The organism is Clostridium sp. AF23-6LB (assembly GCF_003461085.1).
Lineage (GTDB): Bacteria > Bacillota > Clostridia > Lachnospirales > Lachnospiraceae > Coprococcus > Coprococcus ammoniilyticus.
Genome location: NZ_QTWK01000003.1, coordinates 342,581 through 362,334, shown reverse-complemented (window position 1 = coordinate 362,334; position 19,754 = coordinate 342,581). Strand labels below are relative to the sequence as shown.

Genomic DNA, 19,754 nt, shown 5'->3' with positions numbered 1-19,754 from the left:
AATTGGAGGTATGCTTAATGAACACAGCAGTAAATGAATATAATTACAGATTTAAGCTCACAGATTATTCTCTGTTTGACAGAAACAGAGCCAGAAAAGTTGCTATTTATGGTCGTGTTTCAACAGAACACGAAGCACAGTTATCTGCATTGGAAAATCAGTTACAATGGTATGATGACCAAGTAAAATATCATCCGAACTGGACGGTCTGTGAACGATATATTGATGAAGGTATCACGGGAACACAGGCAAAAAAACGCCCTGCCTTTTTGAAAATGATTGAAGATGCCAAGCAAGGTAAATTTGATTTAATTGTTACCAGAGAGGTATGCCGTTTTGCACGAAATGTTGTGGATACCCTTGTTGTTACAAGAGAGTTAAAAGGCATAGGCGTTGAGGTGTTTTTTATCGACGATAATATTTGGACAATGGACGGAGATGGAGAACTGCGGCTATCTCTTATGGCAACATTGGCACAGGAAGAAAGTCGCAAGACTTCCGAGCGTGTAAAAGCAGGTCAGAAAATCAGCCGTGATAATGGTGTTCTCTATGGAAACGGTAATATTTTAGGTTATGACCGTGTTGGAGATACCTATGTTATCAATGAGGAACAGGCAGAAACGGTCAGAATGATATATGATTTGTATCTGCAAGGTTATGGCTCGATGAAAATCGCAAAGATTTTGACGGAGCGAAAAAGGAAAACAGCTTCTGGACTTATAAAGTGGAGCGTTTCAAATATTATGAGAGCGATTAAAAATGCCACTTACACAGGAACAAAGTGTTACAACAAATCCAGAAGCAATAACTTTTTAGAGCAGAAGCGAATAAACAATCTTGATATGTCCACTTATGAATATGTTGAGGGTGATTTCCCTTCTATTATTTCTCAAGAGATATGGGATAAAGCACAGGCGATAAGGGAAAGTAGAGTAAAACCGGTATGTGTATCGGCAGGGAAAAACACACATAGTAAGCGTGATTCACGAGATATATGGGTCAATAAGCTACGTTGTTCCTGCGGCTCATCATACCGTAAAAATAAATGGCATACGAAATTGGACGGAAAAACCTCTTACGGTTATCAATGCTACAATCAGCTTAACAACGGAATTAAACGGAAAAGAGCTGAAATCGGTTTAGATACTGAGGGATATTGTGACAGCAGAATGATAACCGATTGGAAACTCGATTTTATGGCAAAAGCTTTGTTAGAGCATCTCTGGACGGAGAGAAAAGAGTCTGTACTGATTGCGTTAGACCTTATTAAGTATTATTATAAGGAAGAAAAATCTAACGAAACTCAATCCGATACGGTAACGATACAGGCGAAATTGGATAAGGCAAATAGCAGACTGACTAACTTGATTGCTATGAGAGCTGATGGAGAGATTTCCAAGGACGAGTATCAAGCAATGAGAAGTCCTGTCGATGAAGAAATCAAGAAACTTCAAAAAGCACTTGATGAAATTCCACAGGAAAAAAGCAATCCGAAAGGATTGGATATAGAGGGTATCCGTTCCACTCTGAACAGCTTTATTGATTTTAGTGGTAGCACTATCAGCCACGATGTTGTCAATCAGTTTGTATATCTGATAACACCGACATCGGATACTACATTTGATTGGTATGTTAATCTGAATGGGACAGCAGATGTGAAAGCAACCTTTACAGCGGAAGGCAGAAAGAAAAACTGCATTATCAAATTGGAGGAAATCGAAAAGATTTCCTCGGTACATAGGGAAAAGAATGAGGACAATGCTCATTTCATTAAAAACCCCCATATTTTTACCTATCTGCACAGGCTGCAATCGCTAACAAATAATAGACTGCACGAAAACGTGAATTATAATAGTCAATAATAAAAAGTCTCTGTTACTGTTATATTGCAGTAACAGGGGCTTTTTGTCAGTTAATAATTAAAATTATATGTTTGCATATAATTGTGAACGGTACAAAGAATTCCATTTGGTGTATGCCGGGCGGGATTTTTGTGTTATAGTGGTAGTTGTGAGATTAAAGAATAGAAAAAGATGAAAACAAGAAAGAGAAAACAAGAAAGAGAAAACAGATGAAGACAGATAATAGTGCGAAAAAAGTGAACAGTGTAAAGAAAGAACGTAGGGAAAAGAAAGAGAAACTGACGATTGAAAAGAGAATATTACAACTATCATTTTTTGGAAGTGTATTGTTTATAGTAGCGGAAGGTGTGATGGCATGGTTTACCCATTCCCATTCTTTGTGGACTGATTGTTTGTTTGATGCAGCGGATTTAGTGATGATCGGACCGTTTCTGGTGCTTGTGCCCCTGCTTTATAAACCGGTGACAGAGAAGCATCCATATGGATATGCGCAGGTAGAATCGTTGTTTTTACTGGTAAAGTACAGTGTATTATTAGCACTTACCTGCAATCTAATGGTTGAAAATATAAAGCTGTTATTACATGGTGGACATGAAGTTGATGCCGGCAGTATTGCTATATTTGAATTGCTTGTATGTCTTGGCTGTGCAGGCATGTATCTGTTGCTTGGTCATTACAGTAAAAAGTATGAGTCTACGACGATCAAAGCTGAGCTTTATATGTGGAAGCTTGATGTTATAAGCAGTATGGGAGTAGCCGTAGCATTTGCAGTTCAGATGATATTGTTTACAACGAGATTTCGGTTTCTGACGCCATATATTGATCCTGCAGTAGCTGTAATTATGGCACTGCTCCTTATAAAAGAACCGGTAAAGGAGATTTTCCAGAGCATTAAAAATCTGATTTTATTTGCGCCGGAGGAAGATGTCTTAAATCAGATACGTGGAATCGTGGATAAACATATGAATGATTATCCCTATGAGGTTACATTCTTAGATGTTATCCAGACCGGACGGAAGCTTTGGGTTGAAGTATATATTGGAAATAAAACAGACGTTATACATATCAGCATTCTGCATCGTGTCCGGGATGAGATCAAGCAAGAACTGAAATACAAATACGATCAGGTATATATAGAGATTATACCGGATTAGGATAATACGAAAGGCTTAAAGTTATTATATAAGACAGAGGTGATCGATATGAAGAAATGGAAGGCTGCCGGACTGATCACAGTAGCCGGGGCATGTGTTATTGCAATCGTCTGGGGATTGCATGGTCGTACAAAGAATAATGCAAAATTGTTGCAGTTAGATGAGCAGGTATCGGATGATTCTGTTATATATGTTGCATTGGGAGATTCGATTACATATGGATATTCATTAGAACATGCTGAGAATGAACGATTTTCTGCAAGGATTGCTGCTTATATGAAACAACAGGGGATGCAGGTTGTCGAATGTAATCAAGGTGTAAATGGTCAGCTCAGTGGCGACATGTGGCAAAATATCAAGAAAGGCAAGGTAGATCTGTTAGACCATGCTGATTATGTGACATTTTGCATTGGTACGAATGATGCACTTCTTCCGTTTGAATTCTTTGTTATGCAGTATGAAGATTATTTTTATGGATATTCCGGTGCAGGAGATGATTCTTTGCTTTGGAAAAAAATTAATAAAAAGACATTTGTCCGGGACTTTGAGGAGGCAGACCGGTCTGCGGAAGATAATCTGAATCGGTTTTATAATAATCTTTCAGATAGTATAGATCTGATCCGTAAGGCTTCGCCGGATTGCCGGATTGCAATCATGACATTATATAATCCATATCGTAATATGGATTATGAAATATCGGCAGGAGGGATAACGGTCAATATCGGCCAGTATGCAGAAGAAAAGATCAGTCAGGCAAATACAATCATTCGTACAGTATGTAAAGAAAAGAATATTGTACTGGCAGATTGCTATGAAGCATTTGCTTCCTCAAATGATATTGTGCTTAATAATCAGAATGCAGAAAATTATATAGATCCAGATGATCATCCGACTGCAGTGGGACAGCAGTTAATCGCAGATGTGTTTGTAGAAGCATTGTTTACAAAGTAAGATGTAATCAGACACAGTATTTACTTACAAAGTAAGATGCGATCAGAAGGCAGCATTTATTTACCAGGTAAAATGGAAATAGAATAGCATTTATTCATAATAGAACAGCAAGTTTAATGAATTAAAAACAAATAGAATATTTAGAGTACAGAATAAGACATTTTCGTATGATGTTACAGTTTAAGATATGTCCGGAATTTGGGATATATTTTTATAAGGATATCATATGAAAATGTCTTTTTTTGAAGCAAGAGGGGTATAATTTATGATTTGATCCAACAATATTTGCATAACATTATGCGTTTTAAATTGTATTCGCTTCTAATAAACTAACGCAAATTGTCAGAATAAATACACATATTGTGTTTGTAAGATGAATATATTTATAAAATGCATCTATTTTTCTTTCTTTTTAGAAAAAATTTCGATATAATTATTATGTAACTGGAGGTTTGGATGCAGAGACAGCATTCAGAAACAAGAATAACGTTTATGTAAGAAAGGGATGGTGAGAACATGAACAGAAATTGGGGAAAGAAATGGATGGCAGCAATGCTTTCAATTTCGATGGTGATCGGTATGTTTCCTGGGGTTGGAAATCCGGTCAGAGTTCTTGCGGATGAGCCGCCGGGGCAGGCGGTCACGCAGGCAGATACCTCAAATGCAGATAACAGCGGAAAGGATAAATATGGATTTAATCTGACGACACCAAGTTCATTTAATGCAAATGACGGTGAAAATCCATATGGTTCCGGCTATTCTGCATTTAATGAAAAGATGGAAGCATTTTTATGGTATCGATCCAGTGGAAAGAACCGAAATGCTGAGACGTATAACTATACGAAAAGCTCGGATATCAAGGGCTATTATGTTGGACCGGATTCGAAACGGAACAACAATGGATTTATGCAGAGCCGTACAGCATCCGGCGCAGCTGATGTCAAGTATGTAAATGTAGACGGTTATGATCCGTATGGAACCGGCCGTGATAATATGGTTGCACTTGTTGGCGCATCACTGGGAAAAGATCCGCAGCTTGTTGTAGCAAGATACAGTGCATCCGGTAAAGGTCAGGAATTAAGAAAGACCTTCAGCCTTGGATCGGGTGATGATAATGACTGGCTTCGGGATAATCAGTTGGAAAAATACAGTGCCTATAAGAATTATTTTACATTAAAGGCAGGAGATTTTGATGGTGATGGAGATGAAGATATCGCAGTCTATGTTCCAAAACGTGGAGATCCGTATATAATGATCCTCGATGGAATCACCTTATCGCCGATCAGTGATAATATTCCGGTTCGTAATTTTATGGGAAATACCGGAGCGGATATGGCAGGTAAATTTACCAATAATGGAAAGACGGCAAGAGCAACGATCAACATGTCGATAGAAACTTCGGATATCAACCGGGATGGCAAAGATGAGATCCTTCTGGTTGGTTCCTATTCGAATATCCATGATGACAGTGATGGAAAGAAGCTGCAGCAGAGAAGCTCTGTATTTGCCTGTTATAAGGTAGAGAACAAGAAACCACAGCAGATGAATAAGTATGTAATGGATAAGGATACATGCAGTGTATATATGCGTTACGCATCTGTAGCAGCAGGTGATATTGATTTTGATGGCTTCCCGGAAGTTGTAGTTGCCGGTGTATACAGTGATAATGATGGCCCGGATGGAGATAAATCCGGTTCCAATAAAAAGTATATGCTGGTAACATTGAAATACGATCCAAATGAAGAGGTGGAGACATTAATTCCATCCGGCGGAAATGTAATGGATATGTGTAATTTTGTAAATGCAGGCTTTGATAAAGATGATAATGTGCATCCGCTTCCTGCATTGACCTGTGCGGCAGTAAACGGAAGAAATGATGCGGAGCAGGTTTTCTTAGATGGTGTTTTCTGGAAGTTTGAAAATGAATCATGGAAAAAGGACTATACAGCCAAGGTATGTCAGAGCAGTGATAAAGGAATCGGCGGTTATATCATATCCGATACCTGGGTAGATGGCTGTGTGGCAGGAAACTTTGATGAAAATGATCTGGGAATTGAACAGGTCTTATATACCACCGGATATAAGCAACAGAGCTTTAACCGGTACTTTTACCGGGTGAACATGTCCGGTAAGGAACAGAACAAGGATTCATCGACCGGTATCTGTACACCGGGCAGTTATTTTGATTCGACTTCAAACGAGCTGGTGCGGCATGTCGGCATGAGTGATTTCCCATGTCTGGCGATCGCAGCAGTTGATGCGGATAAAGATACGGATGTATTTACCTTTAAGAGCAAGAAATATACATACAGTAATGTAGATATTCTGGCTGTATTACAGGCTGCTCCATATTTTGGCGAGCTTCAGGATAATTATTATAATGGAAATATCGGAGAAACCTTATACGGTAAAGTATCTGGAAAAGGAACGGTAACCAGTAAAACGAAGATGGCATCCATTGGAGCATATGCATCATTTTCCATCGGTTCTTCAGCATTGCAGTTCCATACGGAGGCGTCCTATACCCATGACTGGGAGTGGTCATACGAGGATGAGCTTTCCCATGAGTATTCGATCAGTTTTGAAAATGATGGTACGAAGAATCAGGTAGTGCTTTATCGAACACCGGTTATTTTGTATGAATACGTCATCACGCCGGCCGACGGAAGTGCGTCGTATACCATGGAGGTCGGAGTGCAGCAGCAGCCGGTCTATTCGACCATGGATGTAGATTCCTTTAATCGGTTTGCAGCAAGCGATGAAACTCTGCAGAATAAGGTGATCACGAAGGATATTCTGTCCAGTACGCCGGGATGTCCGGATACCTATGCGACCAGTTCACTTGGAATGAAGGGGTTTGTTGGCTATCCGAACTGGGTAGAGATCAATAATAAGGTCAATGACCAGACAACGGTAGCGATGAATATCACGGATAGTACACAGAGCAGTAAGACAATGACCCAGACGAACAGCTTCGAACTGACACTTGGTGTAGAAGGTGAGATAGATGCCAAAGTGGTGAAGATGAATTATGGCGGTGGTGTCAAGCTTGGCGGTGGCTGGGGCTCCGGTAAGACAACATTTGATTATTCATCAGTATCGAAGGAAGGCGTGGTAGCTTACCCGCCGGCGACGGATTCCCAGTACAGCTTCAGTACAAAATTTGGTATCTGGCAGGCAAAACTTGGCGACAGCAATGTTCCAATCCTTGGCTTTGTTGTAAAAAATGTCGAACAGCCGCCATCTCCACCGGAAGATATCAGTGTGGATACCGTGACTGCAGATTCCGTAACGCTTGCATGGGAAAGTGGTTATAAGAAGGCAGAGAAATATGAGATCTATCAGGTATTTAATGATGGTATCACAACCAATAAATACAGTCTGTTAGATACGATCAGCGGTGACAGTGCTTCTTACACCTATGATGGATTGAAACCATCGACGGAATATGAATTTGCACTTCGTTCAGTTGGAACAAACAGCGGAGGTGAGACTGTATACTCCGAATACACACCGGAGGTATCCGTTCATACACTGGCTGACAGTGAGAAACCGGATATCTTAAGCATGACAAGTGTACAGAGAGTTGTTGTCGGCGGTAATGCAAGCTTTGTGATCGATGCACTTCCATCTGCAAATGCAAAAGGCGGTCTGTCCTATGCATGGCAGGTTCGAAAAGCAGGTTCGGTCAATTGGGTAAACCTGACGGACAAAGAAGCTTCCGGTATAAATGGAAGTACATTGAAGTTAAATGGTATCACAGAGGATATGGATGGCAATTCTTATCGATGCGTTCTTTCTGAGCTGATAAAGGGTGTGCGGTTATACGCATATGGAGCACCCGGCATCCTGCATGTCGGAAGGGCTGACAGTATGGTGACAGCAACGATCAGCAATACACAGTCCGATAGTGCAAATAAGGGAACTAATACAGCATTTGGACAGTACACACAGACACGGACGGTTACGAATGAACGTACGGTATCGAAGACTGTAGCGGTTACAATCGGAACACAGAAGGAGACATTTGTCCAGTATAAGAATGGTGCAGTGGTATCCGCTGTATATCCGGATGCAGTAATACCGGAATTTATCTATTTTGACAGCCAGACAAATGAATGGTATGTACTGGAAGGATATAATGAGACAGCAGGAACAGCAACTGCAAAGGTGAAATTAAATGAAGTAATACCAAATGTATTCCAGAGTGGAACAACCGGTGATGCAGCCGCTCTCTGGAATGGAGTTGATGCAGATACAATAAAGCCTGTGACAGAACAGGTGACAGAGACTGCAGCGGGCAAGACTTATTATGCATATACAGCAGTAACAGCCGATGGTGAGATATTGTTGTACAGCACAGATGCTATGTCAGAAGCAGTTACACAGTGGTATCAGTTGGAACAGGGTACAGATGGAGCAATTACAGCAAAAGCGTATGCCGGTACTGTTCAGTCCTATGTGCCTGCTTATGCCGGATATAAAGAAGAATCTGCTGGCACTACAAATCAGCAGTATATCGAGGTTGATGGAACAACCTGGTATCTGTACTGGCCGGAGGCATACGAAGGAAATAATGCTTATATCATGTATTCAAAATCCGCCGAAGCAGATCGGACTGCGGATGAGACCTATTATTACAAGACTGAGCAGACGGTAACAGATGAGAACCAGCAGGAGCAGATCATTACAACATTTAATGAATTAAAGATCGCTACGGATGATGCCTTTTCTCTTATGGGAAGTGGAGCATCTAAGCAGTATGGTGTTACCCCTGGTGAGGTTGTTACCGTAAATGAAACATATGATACACAGGTTGAAGATATCATAAAGGGAGATCAGACAACGGTTCAGATCCATGTTGCAGAGGCAGTTACATCTTCTGTCAATATCGATAAAACAGGAATTGTAAATGTAAACTTCTTCAATAACCGGACCGGTTCTATTCGTGATATATCAACCGATGTAGATAAGAATGGTAATGCTTCTGTTGTATGGAATCCGGAAGAAGCCGGAGATTATACGGTGACTGTATCTTATGGCGGAAATACATCATTATATCCTACTGATACACAGACTGTTTATTATGTAGTAGATCGTACGGATAATACGGTATACGTTCTTTCCGGAAACAATGCGGAATATGGCAATACCATTAAGTTAGAAGTCAGACAGGGAAAACGGGAAAACGATACATCCGGCAATATAACGACAGAACCGCTTGCAGCAGATGCTTCTGTATCTTATCAGGTATCCTATGTGGATGGAGATGATAAGGTTGTAACGGAAAATATAGCCAGCAATACATTTACTCCAAAATGGCCGGGACAGCATACATTTGTTGCGACGATAACCAGACAGAACGGTACCAGTCAGGCCAAATCATATGCGATGAAGATGCTTACCGTAAGCAAACGGCCGATCGTTATTACTGCTCCATCAAAGGATGGTATATCAGAGGATGACACGGCAGATAAAGTATTAAGCCTGTCAGATGTTGTTGTAAAATATTCGGGTGATGACACAGAATCCGGTATCCTGGATTCAGATGCAGCTAAATATAAACTGTCGGATTTGATGACAATAGAGGCTGAGCCGAAGTTAGATGAAAATTCGACAGCAGGTGTTTACCAGACCGGAATCGCATGGCTTACAGTTGGAACCGAAGAAGACAGTGAGTATATAGATTTGGTAAAAGAATTCCTGAAGAAATATAACGTCACTCTGAACAGAGGAAAATATCAGATCGTATCGAACCAGTATACAGTCCGATATGAGTCTGATGGCAAGGGAACGATAAAAGGATATTGTGGAGACTCCAAAGAGCCATTTGCATCCGGAGCCGGATTAGCAGATCAGAGCAAGGTATCCTTTAAAGCAATTCCAAAGGATAATTATAAGGTCAAAGCATGGAAGGTAACAGGAAGTGATGGAAATGATCTGGTTCTCGGAACTGATTATATGGTAAATGGAGATACATTGATTATTTCAGCATTGAGCAGCAGTGTTCATGTCAGTGTATCCTTTGCAGCAAAGACCTACCAGTTGAATTACGATCAGCCGGAAAACGGAAGTCTTCAGGCATATTATGTAAAGGCCGGAAGCTATGGAAGCAAGATCGATACAGGTGAGACCGTCCTTACGGGAAAGAGTATCCTGCTTCAGGCGGTTCCAGATGAGAATTATGTCGTAAAACAGTGGACGGTTTCTCATGGTGGTTCAGCAAAGATCCAGAAAAATACTGACGGAAGTATCTTTGCCGGAACAGAGATCACACTCGATAATGTGGAGACAGATACTGTTGTGGCCGTTGAATTTGAACCGGTAGAGACATATTTATTTGAGACAGAAGTGATCGCAGAAGATCCAGATACATCGGTTGCAGGCTGTAAGATCAATGTCTCAGAACAGGTTCAGGATGGTAAGGCGGCAAAGGGATCAACAGTAACCCTTACGGCAGATCTTCCGGAATCAGTTACGGTATCAGAATGGAGAATCTATACAGATGATATACATTATACAGTTGCAGCAACCGGAGGAGATCAGTATGTAGTATCCAACGTCCAGAAGAACATGAAGATCAAGTTGGTTGTCAATATGTTCCAGATGGAAACACTTCATTTTGAAGCGGTAAATGAACAGGGACAGCAGGTAGATGATGTTGTTACGGCATGGAGCGATTCAGTGCAGATCAGCAATGATACAAAGATCGTAAAGAATCTGCCGGTTGTTATGAAAGCAGATGTACCGGAGCAGTATCAGATCTCTGCGTGGAAGTTGTTTATCGGTTCAGAAGAACAGACGATCGCAACCGGAAAGGATGCGAAGGAAAGTTCATTTAACAGTGTAAACAAATCCATGCGTGTTGTACTCGTTCTGCTTGATCGGCCAACTGTCACATATAGCTGTGACAGCAAGGGAACAGTGGGATGTAATGATGTTGTATCCGGCGGTTATATCGACAGATACCGTATAGAAGATATTGTTATGACAGCAGTACCGAAGACTGGATATGAAGTGGATCAGATCACAGTAATGATGGATGGTGCAGCTTACAGTGATATGACGGTTTCTGATATAGAAAATACAGACAATAAGCAGATCAGGATTCAGGCACCAGATACAGGCTTTGAGAAGAATGTAGAGGTGACAGTTACTTATAAGGAGATTCCAAAAGCTGAGTTTCAGTATGAGCTGGTATCGGCAGATGGAGCAAAGGCAGGAACAATAGCTGTTCATGTGGATCGTAAAAAACAGAATGATCTTGTGCAGAATGTATCCTCCGGATCAGGCAGCCTTGAAGTATACCGGGACAGCACGGTTACAATGACAGCATCGGTGATCGCTGGCTACGAGATCAATGCATGGAGTATGAATGGTACAGATATCACAGCAGATGTCCGGACGAACAATACAGATCTGAGCAAACTGGTATGTACCGTTGATGAGAAGCTGTTGCAGAATGTACCGATTAAGATCACTGTAACGGTTGTTAAGACGCCGGAGCCTCCGGCAGAACCGGAAAAACCGGTTGTAGAGAAACTGACCAGGAAGCAGATCGAGAAGAATTCACAGACACTTTCCAGCAAACAGAAGGTTGCATGGACACAGAAGGAAATTCAACTGACCTGGAAAGCTGTTAAGGGGGCACAGGGATATGATGTCTATGCAGCTCCATGTAACAGAAAGAAGCTGACTGTTGTTAAGAAGATTTCAGGTGCAAAGAAGAACGCAACAGTACTGAGTAAGTATAAAGGCAAGAAGCTGAACCGGAAACAGTCATACAGAGTCCGTGTCAAGGCATATCGTATTGTGAATGGGAAGAAGCAGTATATTGCTACAGGACTGACACTTCATATCGCAGGGCCGAAGAACAAGACATATACAAATGTAAAGAAGATTCAGTGCAAGAAGACAGAGTATACCTTAAAGAAAGGTAAAACAGCAAAGATAACAACTAAGCTTATCTTACAGGATAACAAAAAGAAACTGTTATCCAAAGGGCATGGTGCTAAACTTCGCTACAGCAGTACCAATAAAGCGGTTGCTGTTGTAACGGCAAAGGGTACGATCCGTGCAAAGAAAAAAGGAACCTGTTATATCTATGTTACTGCATTAAATGGAGTAAATAAACGGGTGAAGGTCACAGTAAAATAAAACTGCAAATTTAAGTTAAAAAAATTCCATGGTGGGGTAACACAGGAGCTTTCCGGCTCCCTGTTATCCCATTCATGGAATTTTATTTTTGTTCAAAATATTTATATAAAAATCTATTTCTTTCTGGACAGATAGGTGACAAAGATCATATATTTATCAATGATCTGTCCGGCGATAGCAATACCTTTTCCCATTGTAAAAGCTGCCAATATAGTTCCGATCCCAAGACCTTTGATATGACCGAGAAAGAAGCCTGTCATACAGGCAGTTGTAAGCAGACAGATAACGTCAAAAGAAATCTTAACGATTGAATATTTCTTCTTTATGATCTGCGACAGCTCGCGTGGAAAAAGGTCGGTAGGAACGATTGGCAGACCGCAACGGTTGGAAAGTGCGATACCGATACAGATCAGCACATAACTAATTATAAAATAAAGAATCCGGTATCCGATAGCGGTTGGAAGAATGTTGATCCACATTTCATGGACATCAAGCAGTTTCCCGAAGAAAAAACCAACGATAAAACTGCACAGATATTGAGGGACAAATTTCTTCCGTAAAATCATCAGGGTGAGAACCAGAAGTCCCTGAAAGATGTAGGTCCAAGTACCTAAGCTGAGCTTTGGGAGCACCTCGGAAAAGGCGTAAGGAACACTGGAAATCGCAGAAATTCCTGCACCGGAATATAACATCAGAACGACTGCAAAGCTGTTTATGCATACGGCAACGATCAGGGCGATCTCTCCATACATGATCCGTTGTGTCATATGAGCGTCCGTTTCAGGAATGATCTGTTTTTGTGCATATGTATTCATTTTAAAGTGACATCCTTTCATTTGCGCTTATCATAGATATCTGTAATAGAAGATTTTGATATCATATGTAAGTGTATTTACTTCATTTTATTTATCTTTCACGGTTCCGTATTGTAGCACTCCATGCAAATGATAACAAATAAATAGTTTTTATAATTCTATAGATATTGTCTATATATGATTTGCGAGTATAATAGAGAGAAATGAGAGATATAAATAATTTTGTACGAGAACAGGGAAAATGGATCGAACATCAAAAGTCAGATAGAAAGAGGTAAACGAATGAATTTATTTTACATACGGTATTTCGTGGAACTGGCAAAGGAACAGCAGTACACGAAGGCAGCAAAGAATCTGAACATCACACAGCCGAGCTTAAGCCATGCGATTCACCAGTTAGAAGAAGAACTTGGGGTATTATTATTTGAAAAGACAGGACGTAACACTGTACTTACGAGGTATGGAGAAGAATTTCTGGTCTATGCGGAGAATACGATCCGGACGCTTGATCAGGGCATCCGCCTGATGCAGAAGGCAGCACATGGAGAAGGTGTCATAAGATTAGGGTTTGTCCGACCGCTTGGTATGGACTTTGTTCCGGGACTGGCTGATGATTATAGGAAAAGGTTACAGGATGAAACGGTTCAGTTTTCATTTCATACAGGAACAACACATGAGTTAATAAATGGACTGAAGGAGAAACAGTACGATATTATATTCTGTTCCAGACCGGTGGATGAAAGCGGTCTGTCTGTTCTTCCGGTTGGCAGACAGGATCTTGTCGTGATCACCCCGGAGGAACACCCGCTCGCAGAAGAGAAAAATGTAGATCTTGCGGACACATTAAAATATCCGCAGATTTATTTTGCGGAAGGTTCTGGTATGCGGGATGTGATAAACGAATTATATAGCTTGATAGGTGAGACACCGCAGATTGCTTATGAGACAGAAGAAGATGAAGTAATTGCCGGCCTTGTAGCGCATAACTTTGGAATTGCTGTTGTTCCTTATATGAAGCTCTTAGAACGGCTTACGGTAAAAATCCTGAAGCTAAGAAAGCCCCGGGCAGACCGGATGTATTATATGGTCTGTGACGCGACTGCTTATAAGCCTCCCTGTGTACAGCGTTTTTATGATTATGTGTCGGAAAAAAATGAAATGCAGGAAGATAAATTTATATGGAATATATAGAAAATCGGAATTTGCATAAAAGTTTCGCGTATACGACAGGTTTGTGGTATAATTTTACATGAGTGATATGTATGGCTTTTTGCAATATGTATACAAAAATGATAAAAGGAGATAAAGACTATGGCATGGTATGACAGCGCAGTATTTTATCATATTTACCCACTTGGATTGTGTGGATGTCCACATGATAACAATGGAGAGACAGGAGCGCATTTTGACAAGTTAAATGAATGGGCGGAGCATGCGAAGCGGATTGGATGCAATGCGATTTATATAGGACCGTTATTTGAATCCGGTTCTCATGGATATGATACAACCGATTATCGCCTGGTAGACAGACGACTTGGAACAAATGATGACTTCAAGCAGTTCGTAAAGAACTGTCATGCAAATGATGTAAAGGTCATCGTAGATGGTGTTTTTAATCATACAGGCAGAGATTTTTTTGCATTTCAGGATATAAAGAAGAACCGGGAGAATTCCAGGTACAAGGACTGGTACTGTAATGTGAATTTCTGGGGTAATAACGAATATAACGATGGATTTTCCTATGATAACTGGGGCGGATATAATCTGCTTGCGAAATTAAACCTCTGGAATCCGGAAGTGAGGAATTATCATCTTGAAACCGTAAAGTTCTGGGTTGAAGAATTTGATATTGATGGAATTCGTCTGGATGCTGCGGATGTACTTGATTTTGGCTTTATGAAAGAATTACGTTCCTTCTGCAATGGTGTGAAACCGGATTTCTGGCTGATGGGCGAGGTTATTCATGGAGATTATTCGAGATGGGCAAATAACGATATGCTCCATTCCGTAACAAATTATGAACTGCATAAGGGCTTATATTCCGGACATAACGATCATAATTATTTTGAGATTGCGCATACGATCAAGCGTTTAAATGGCATTGTAGGCGACAAGAAGTTATATACTTTCTGTGATAACCACGATGTAGCAAGAATTTACAGTAAATTAAATAACAAGGCGCATATGTACAATGTAGCGATCCTTGTATATACCGTACCGGGAATTCCATCGATCTATTACGGTTCTGAATTCGGTATACCGGGCAATAAGGAGAATGGTTCAGACTGGAATCTGCGTCCGGATCTGAATCTGGCTGATTTTGATGAAAAAGATGAGCTTCCTGCATTATATACAACGCTTGGACATCTGAAACAGAGATTTCCGGAACTGACCTATGGAGACTACCGGGAATTGTATCTGACGACCGGACAGTTTGCATTTGCAAGATGCCTGGATGGACGTGCGGTTGTAACGGCATTGAATAATGCAGATAACGGTGCACACATGGAGATTAATCTGCCGATTGGTGCAAATAAAGCAGTCAACCTCCTGACGATTGATCAGACAGCAGAAGCGCAGGAGGATACCTGTACCGATGATGCAACAGCAAAGGCATGGGGAAATGCACGAAATGAGTTGCTTGATAAAGCCGGTCAGTTGGTCGGAGCCTCCGGTGAAATCCGCTATAAGGCAGAAGATATCCGTAAGGCATTAGAAGCACTGGAAACAGGCGCAGACTTCGGCCAGGCAGTATGGAATCTGTTTGGAAATCTGAATGATACCATGAATAACATGCATCGTGTGATCGGTGAATTTGAACAGACAATGCATAAGCAGGAGAGAAACTCTGTAGCCGCAGGCGGTGACTGTACAGGCGGAGAAAGCCTTGAGATCCGCGATGGGAAGCTGATCGTAGACCTTCCGGCAAACAAGGGTGTTGTCGTATATTTAACCAATGAATAATATATAATTTGCCTACATTTTACTTATAGTAATGAAAATTACTATGAGAAGATGGTATTAAGTATTTTGTATAATATTTTATTAGAGAAATTTATAGACAGAAAAAGTCCATCAGACTTGTTTTCTGAATGAGCAAGTCTGATGGACTTTTTTGTCGCAAAAATTTATGCATAAAGAATAAGAACTATGCGTAGAATATTAAGATTGCATAGAAAAAAGAATGCAAAACCTCTAAAAAATATGCAGTTTTTTGTTGAAAATCACATAAAATAGTGTTAGCATAAATATATATGTTAGTATATTTGTAACGAGACTGCACAGAATTGACGGAAACCGCTTCTGTGCCGGGGGAATGGTTATAATTAAGGAGATTGTATATGATACTTATTGATACGCAAAAAGAAGAATTTAGCAAGCTGAGGGATATCCGCGTATTTGGAAGAATCAGTCACGATGACCGGTTTAATGGGAATCTGCTGGTGATCGGTCTTGGCGGTGTCGGAAGCAGAACCGTTTGTAACTTAAAGGGGATGATGGTTGATGATATCATACCGGAGGATAATATTCATTTTCTGATGATTGATTCAGACATTCCTGAGATGGAACAGACAATTGAGGACAGCAAAGAGCATGTTGGTTTTAATGCACTTGAAGTATTAAGTATCTACAGACCGAATATTGAAAATATACTTGCAGATGGAATCAAGAAAAATCCGGTACATCCGAATCTTGCAAACTGGATGGATGCAGACTTTCCGGATGTTACAGTGACAAAAGACGGTGCGCATGGCAATCGTCAGATCGGACGACTCATGTTTTCAAATGCTTATGAAGATATCCGTATGCTGTTATTTGACAGACTGGAAGAGATTCATGATAAGGCGAATGGTAATTGGATGGATGTGATCATTGTATCCAGTCTTTCCGGCGGAACCGGAAGCGGTATCTTATCCGATCTTACATATAATATCCGGGCGTATGGAAAAGCAAAGAAGTGGGCGAATCTTCGAATCGGAGGCTGCCTGTTGATGCCGGATGTTATATTTGGCAACAAGAGCGTAACGGAAGATCCGGAGTTAATGTTCCGGATGATGGCAAATGGCTGTGCTGCGTTAAAAGAAGTCGATTACTATATGAAGCTTTCAGAAAAGGATGATGCATATATATTTGAAAGCACCACCCACAAGCTGGTGATCCGGGAGAATCTGTTCGATGCCTGTATGCTGGTATCCGGTAAGAAGGACAGCCAGGGATACCTGCCGGAGGGTACAGTTCTGATGGACACAGCAAGCTTCCTATATAAACTTGCATGTAACAAATATATCGGTAACAATGATGTAAACGATGACAGAAAGCTGCTTCGGGATGTATTCTTTGACAATGAGAAATATTCTGTGACAAACTGGAAGATGGAACATTCGGATTCTGAGATTGCGACAGCAAATTGTTATTATAAGGTTGTCAGTGAAGCAGATTATAAGATACCGATCCGTGAGATTGAGAATATCTGTGAGAGTGATCTGTTTAACAAAGCATATAAGCGTTTGTTTGTTTCACCATTTGACAATCCGCAGATTGAAGCGGATATCAAGGGTGCGTTAAAAGAGCTGGATGATTTTCTTCATGCAGAACCGGGGGATGAGATCAACCTCAGTGTGAACGGATTAATCCAGTTTGGACAGTTTACGAAGCCAACCTATAAGATGATCAAGAAGCATACAGATGGACTCAGAGAACATATGGGTGAGAAGCTTGATAATATGGATAAAGAGCTTCCGGTCATGATCAAGTCCATTAAGAATAAATTGTGGAATTCCTTAGATGCTGTAATTGCCAAATATATCAAGGTATGCGGTCCGTATGCAGCGATTGATATTATCGGAGCACCAACAGCCGGTGTAGCAGATTCTACCAGAGGTATGATGGCAGAGGTTAAGAAGCTGCAGGAGCTTCACAGCAAATATACACCATCCGGTGAATATTCCAGAATTATAGAATCTATCTGTGAGATTGTAGCAAAACGTTTCTTCACTTTTCCGTCTGCAAAGCGTGAGACAGAGAATGGATATTATGATGCCTGTATCAAAGAGACACTTGCTTCAGAACGAAATCGGATCATGGATGAGATTGATGCACAGGATCTGTTTGGTGATACACTTCGTTGGTTGCAGCAACGGGCAGAGCGTTTGGATGAGATCTATTCCCAGTTCGGAGAAGATCTGAAGAATTCAATCGAGGATCTTGCAAATGAAGGTAAGGTAACAACGAAGAATATATTAAAGAATGCGGCCAGACATGAATTCCTTCCAACTGATTATGTAAATGACAGTCGTATCAATGAGGTAAAGGATGGACTGATCCGGTTGATGTTAGATAATGAAGCAAATATTGATAACGGAAGAGTTGTTCCAGTCAAGGATGCGATGGAGAAGATTTATCGTCGTTTATTCAGCGGTATCGGAGCATATGGTCCGGAGAAGATGTTATCCGTTGCATTCTCAGATAAGAAACTTGCAGAGAATGATATCAATGTTATGTTTGGTTCACCGACAAATGACCGACGGGATGAAGTTATGCAGAAGGTAGCTGCTGCATTTGTAAATGATATTCAGGAAGAAAAGCAGTTATGTGTGCTCAAGAATGGCTACAAAGAACTTTTGTTGAATAAGAAATATATATCAGTGCCAAATGTAATGCCGTATTTCAGTAGGGCAGTAAAAGGAATCCTGATGGATAAACCATACAATGAGAAGGAGGATTCCATTACATTGAATCCTGGTGAGATCGAGATTTCGATCAGTGATATGTATGTCGGAGTGCCTGCATCTATGATGGCATGTACAGCAGAGATGCAGAAAGCCTATAATGCAGTAGATAGTTCTTACAAGGGCCTGCATATTGACGAAGTAAATAGGGATATGAGAGATTTCCCAAATCTTTGCACGTTATAATAAATAATATGAAAGAATCCTGCATGTGGAGGTGTGTGAAACCGTTAGTGTTTTTCAAACTTTCGTATGTGGGGTTTTTTTAAATTTGATTTTTACCGGAATATGGTTATACTGGAAAAAGGTTTACATGAATAGATAGAAAGGAAAATTTTCATGCTGATTTGGTATGCGGATGTGTCGGATATGACAGAGGAGCAGATGAAAAAGTATCTGGAAGAGCTGTCTGAGTATCGTTTGGGAAAAGTGAATAGGCTTCGATATGAGAAGGATAAGAAATTGTCGGTTGCTGCGGGAATTTTGCTTGACCGGGCGTTAAAAGAGTGTCATTTGTCTGAGAAAGACTGTCGCTATCAGATCATGGAGCATGGCAAGGTTTATCTGGCAGATCACCCTGAGATAGCATTTAATATCAGCCACAGCGGATGCATTGCAGCGCTGATCTTTCACAAAGAATCGAAGTGTGATTTGTCCTGTGGCATTGATATCGAGCTGATACAGGGTGGACGGGAGAAGATCGTGAATCGGTTATTTTCAGAAGCGGACAGGGAACAATATAAGAAGTTGGATCCGGATGCGGCTGCGTTATATTTTGCACGGGTCTGGACCCGGATGGAATCATTTGGTAAGATGACAGGAAAAGGACTTGATTTTTCAGAACCGACTCAGAAAAAAATTATGGATCGTTCAGAGATGAAAAAGAAAAATATCTATTTCCGGGAATTCAGAATAACAGATAAAACAGGTCGGAAATATAATCTCTGTGCCTGTGCAGATAAGGAAGGTTTGTTAGAAGAAACTGTATTTTCTGATAAGTCGGTTCTTTTTTCTTCTCAGAATGTAGATTGTGTGGTAATATGATGATGAAAATTTATGTACTGATACATAAGTGAAGTTTTGGAG

9 protein-coding genes are annotated in these 19,754 nt (G+C 40.7%); 8 read left to right on the top strand and 1 reads right to left on the bottom strand.

What is annotated here, in order from left to right; all coding sequences use genetic code 11:
* Positions 1-17: 17 nt before the first annotated feature.
* The 4 genes from DWY07_RS08660 to DWY07_RS08645 all read left to right on the top strand — a co-directional run bounded on the left by DWY07_RS08660 (position 18) and on the right by DWY07_RS08645 (position 12,124).
* Positions 18-1,862 carry a recombinase family protein gene (locus DWY07_RS08660; RefSeq protein ID WP_242997329.1) on the top strand — a complete coding sequence of 615 codons (1,845 nt, stop codon included), beginning with the start codon at positions 18-20 and terminating at the stop codon, positions 1,860-1,862.
* A gap of 209 nt (positions 1,863-2,071) precedes the next feature.
* Positions 2,072-3,016, top strand: coding sequence for a cation diffusion facilitator family transporter (locus DWY07_RS08655; protein ID WP_117822722.1), 945 nt, complete (start codon positions 2,072-2,074; stop codon positions 3,014-3,016).
* Positions 3,017-3,064: 48 nt separating this feature from the next.
* Complete coding sequence (locus DWY07_RS08650; RefSeq protein ID WP_117822720.1) at positions 3,065-3,967, top strand: SGNH/GDSL hydrolase family protein; 903 nt, start codon at positions 3,065-3,067, stop codon at positions 3,965-3,967.
* Between the two features lie 516 nt (positions 3,968-4,483).
* Positions 4,484-12,124, top strand: coding sequence for a fibronectin type III domain-containing protein (locus DWY07_RS08645; RefSeq protein ID WP_117822718.1), 7,641 nt, complete (start codon positions 4,484-4,486; stop codon positions 12,122-12,124).
* A 113-nt stretch (positions 12,125-12,237) separates the two neighbouring features.
* On the opposite strand, the gene DWY07_RS08640 is transcribed toward DWY07_RS08645, so the two are convergent.
* Positions 12,238-12,939: a DUF6198 family protein gene (locus tag DWY07_RS08640; RefSeq protein WP_226801001.1), complete on the bottom strand. Its 702-nt coding sequence runs from the start codon at positions 12,937-12,939 to the stop codon at positions 12,238-12,240.
* Positions 12,940-13,221: 282 nt separating this feature from the next.
* Here DWY07_RS08640 and DWY07_RS08635 point away from each other — a divergent pair, with 282 nt between their 5' ends.
* From DWY07_RS08635 to DWY07_RS08620, 4 genes are all read left to right on the top strand, one after another.
* Positions 13,222-14,130 carry a LysR family transcriptional regulator gene (locus DWY07_RS08635; RefSeq protein ID WP_117822716.1) on the top strand — a complete coding sequence of 303 codons (909 nt, stop codon included), beginning with the start codon at positions 13,222-13,224 and terminating at the stop codon, positions 14,128-14,130.
* A gap of 120 nt (positions 14,131-14,250) precedes the next feature.
* Entirely contained in the window at positions 14,251-15,903 is a 1,653-nt protein-coding gene (locus DWY07_RS08630) for an alpha-amylase family glycosyl hydrolase (RefSeq protein ID WP_117822714.1), read from the top strand.
* Positions 15,904-16,280: 377 nt separating this feature from the next.
* Positions 16,281-18,854 carry a tubulin-like doman-containing protein gene (locus tag DWY07_RS08625; protein WP_117822711.1) on the top strand — a complete coding sequence of 858 codons (2,574 nt, stop codon included), beginning with the start codon at positions 16,281-16,283 and terminating at the stop codon, positions 18,852-18,854.
* A 153-nt stretch (positions 18,855-19,007) separates the two neighbouring features.
* Complete coding sequence (locus DWY07_RS08620) at positions 19,008-19,712, top strand: 4'-phosphopantetheinyl transferase superfamily protein (protein ID WP_117822709.1); 705 nt, start codon at positions 19,008-19,010, stop codon at positions 19,710-19,712.
* Positions 19,713-19,754 lie beyond the last annotated feature (42 nt).

Bases quoted from the DNA above. Each gene is read 5' to 3' on its own strand.
- DWY07_RS08650 (WP_117822720.1), top strand. From the start codon at position 3,065: ATGAAGAAATGGAAGGCTGCCGGACTGATCACAGTAGCCGGGGCATGT.
- DWY07_RS08635 (WP_117822716.1), top strand. From the start codon at position 13,222: ATGAATTTATTTTACATACGGTATTTCGTGGAACTGGCAAAGGAACAG.
- DWY07_RS08655 (WP_117822722.1), top strand. From the start codon at position 2,072: ATGAAGACAGATAATAGTGCGAAAAAAGTGAACAGTGTAAAGAAAGAA.
- DWY07_RS08660 (WP_242997329.1), top strand. From the start codon at position 18: ATGAACACAGCAGTAAATGAATATAATTACAGATTTAAGCTCACAGAT.
- DWY07_RS08640 (WP_226801001.1), bottom strand. From the start codon at position 12,939: ATGAATACATATGCACAAAAACAGATCATTCCTGAAACGGACGCTCAT.
- DWY07_RS08620 (WP_117822709.1), top strand. From the start codon at position 19,008: ATGCTGATTTGGTATGCGGATGTGTCGGATATGACAGAGGAGCAGATG.
- DWY07_RS08625 (WP_117822711.1), top strand. From the start codon at position 16,281: ATGATACTTATTGATACGCAAAAAGAAGAATTTAGCAAGCTGAGGGAT.
- DWY07_RS08645 (WP_117822718.1), top strand. From the start codon at position 4,484: ATGAACAGAAATTGGGGAAAGAAATGGATGGCAGCAATGCTTTCAATT.
- DWY07_RS08630 (WP_117822714.1), top strand. From the start codon at position 14,251: ATGGCATGGTATGACAGCGCAGTATTTTATCATATTTACCCACTTGGA.